The organism is Bacillus hominis (assembly GCF_018332515.1).
Taxonomy (GTDB): Bacteria; Bacillota; Bacilli; order Bacillales; family Bacillaceae_G; genus Bacillus_A; species Bacillus_A hominis.
Genome location: NZ_BOQD01000196.1, coordinates 1 through 2567, shown reverse-complemented (window position 1 = coordinate 2567; position 2567 = coordinate 1). Strand labels below are relative to the sequence as shown.

The window sequence follows — 2567 nt, the reverse complement described above, 5'->3', positions numbered from 1 at the left end:
TAAAAGATAAATCTAGTACAACAAGTAACAAGTTAACTCTTACTCTATTAAAAGAAGATTGGAACATCGTATTAAATTTTAGTAGAAAATATTTATATATTGTCTCTGTATACTTTTTATTTAAAGGAATGATCGTATTAACCACCGCTATTGATTCACTTGAATTATCGTTTGCCAAAGAAGTTTTATCGTTAACGGATAGTGAGTATGGTTTTCTAGTTAGTATGGCTGGTGCGGGATATATTTTAGGTGCACTTACAATCACTATTTTTTCAAATAAGTTAAAACCTGCATTCCTTATAGGAGTAGGATCACTATTTATCTCAACCGGATATATGTTTTATGCTTTTTCAAGCGAGATTCTAATAGCTACGGTTGGATTCTTTATTTTATCCTTCGCTCTGTCTTGTGCAAACACAGGTTTTTATACCTTTTATCAAAAAAATGTACCTGTAAATATGATGGGGCGAATAGGGAGTATATATGAGTTTGCTATTGCGTTGGTAACAATTTTGACAACGATAGTGTTCGGGGTAGCAACTCAATTTAGTTCCATTCAGTTTGTAGTTATTGTAGGAGTATTTGTAATGTTACTTATAACTATCATATTGTGTGTATTTACTTTATTACCCTCAAGGTCCAAGGTATATTCAGCTGAATCAATAGATTCGAAATGATGGCTTTATCTTTTTTACAATTTGTGGTATTTAATAAGAGGGTTCTTCCCCTTTTATATTGAAAAATAGTAAGGAGAATGAACAATATCGAAAGATAAGGATGATTACCGTGATAAAAACAAAAGATGAGATTGAGAAAATTGTAAAAGAAACGCATCAAAAAATAGATTTCTCTGGGATAGTTTTAGTGAAAAAAGAAAAAAACTTATTCTATGAGGAGGCTTTTGGTTACGCAAACCGTAGTGAAAGTATATATAATACACTGCAAACAAGATTCGGAATTGCTTCGGGGTGTAAATTATTCACTGCAATCGGCATATGTCAACTCGTTGAAAAAGGTTTACTTTCTTTTCATACAAAGTTAAAAGATTGTTTAAGTATTGAATTTCCAAACTTTGATAAAGATATTACAATACATCAACTTCTAACGCATAGCTCTGGTATTCCAGATTATTTCGATGAAAGTATTATGAATAATTTCGAGGATCTTTGGAAAAAAACGCCTATGTATCTATTAAAAGGTTTAAAAAACTTTTTACCATTATTCCAAAACCGTAATATGATGTTTGCTCCAGGAAGTAAGTTTCACTATAACAATGCAGGTTTTATCATACTCGGTTTAATTATAGAACAACAGTCAGGACTTAAATTTACGGAATATATAGAAAGAAACATATTTGTTCCAATTGGCATGAATGATTCGGGTTATTTCTCTTTAGATAATTTACCTAAAGATACAGCCCTTGGATATATAAAAGATGTAAATAATCAAAAATGGAGAACAAACGCATACTCTATACCTATACAAGGAGGTGCTGATGGCGGTGCTTACGTTACCGCACCAGACATGTTGAAATTTTGGGAGGCTCTATTTAACAATGAAATATTAAGCCAACAATATACGAATTTACTTTTAACTCCTCATATTTCAGTGAATAATAGTCAGTCTTACGGCTATGGAATATGGATTGAGAAAAGACAAGGAAATATTTTTAAATATCATGTAATGGGATATGATCCAGGCGTGAGTTTTCGTTCGGCTGTATATCCAGACCTAGGAATTACATTGGTTATTGTTTCAAATAAAGGATCAGGTCCTGAAAAATTATTGGCAGAAATAGAAGGGGCTATTTAATTACATGGATATAAAAATTCGGGCATATAAAAAAGAAGATGAAACAGGCTGGGTACGTTGTCGAGCATTATCTTTTTTAGATACAGCATATTTTGATAACGTATTTAGAGAAAAATAAAAATATGAAAATTCTGCCATTGAATTAGTAGCTGTATACGAAAATCAAATAGTGGGGTTAATAGATATTGAATACGAATTAGAAGAACGTACTGTTTGTTCAAGAGGAACTGGTCGATATGAAGATGAAGGGATGTGTTAGCAATTTGTATATGATCAACGGTAGTTTGTTTGTTATTTTAGGGGCTATTTGTTATTTAATTGTGCGTGGCATATTAATTGGCCTGAAAAATAAAAAACATGTGATTTGGTGGGAAGAAATAATAAGTTTTTTATTCGTGGTCTATATCTGTATGGTTGTTGCAGTAACTTTATTCCCTTTACCAATCGGTTTTCCTTCTAGTATTGAAAATCTTAATCGATCGGTCAATATTATGCCACTTGCATCAATTATTAAAGATATCAATCAAATTGGTAGCGCTTATGATGGTGATGTCCTATTTATGCTCGGTCTAATCATAAGAAATGTAGGCGGGAATATTTTATTATTAATGCCTCTAGGGTTTTTAGCACCAATCATATGGGTTAAATATAAAAAGATCAAAAATATAATTCTATTAGGATTTTCTATATCAGTTAGTATTGAATTACTACAATTAATTGAGTCTTTATTTAGTGGAGTGGGACGTATTACTGAT

3 protein-coding genes and 1 pseudogene are annotated in these 2567 nt (G+C 31.4%); all 4 read left to right on the top strand.

What is annotated here, in order from left to right; translation table 11 throughout:
* A partial coding sequence (locus KI356_RS18745; RefSeq protein WP_212936122.1) for an MFS transporter occupies positions 1-677 on the top strand: 677 nt, incomplete at its 5' end.
* Positions 678-786: 109 nt separating this feature from the next.
* Entirely contained in the window at positions 787-1812 is a 1026-nt protein-coding gene (locus KI356_RS18740; RefSeq protein WP_212936121.1) for a serine hydrolase domain-containing protein, read from the top strand.
* Positions 1813-1816: 4 nt separating this feature from the next.
* Positions 1817-2044 (top strand): annotated as a pseudogene (locus KI356_RS18735) (GNAT family N-acetyltransferase); the annotation flags it as partial.
* Positions 2045-2075: 31 nt separating this feature from the next.
* Positions 2076-2567: VanZ family protein (locus tag KI356_RS18730; RefSeq protein ID WP_212936123.1), on the top strand; the 492-nt coding region annotated here is incomplete at its 3' end.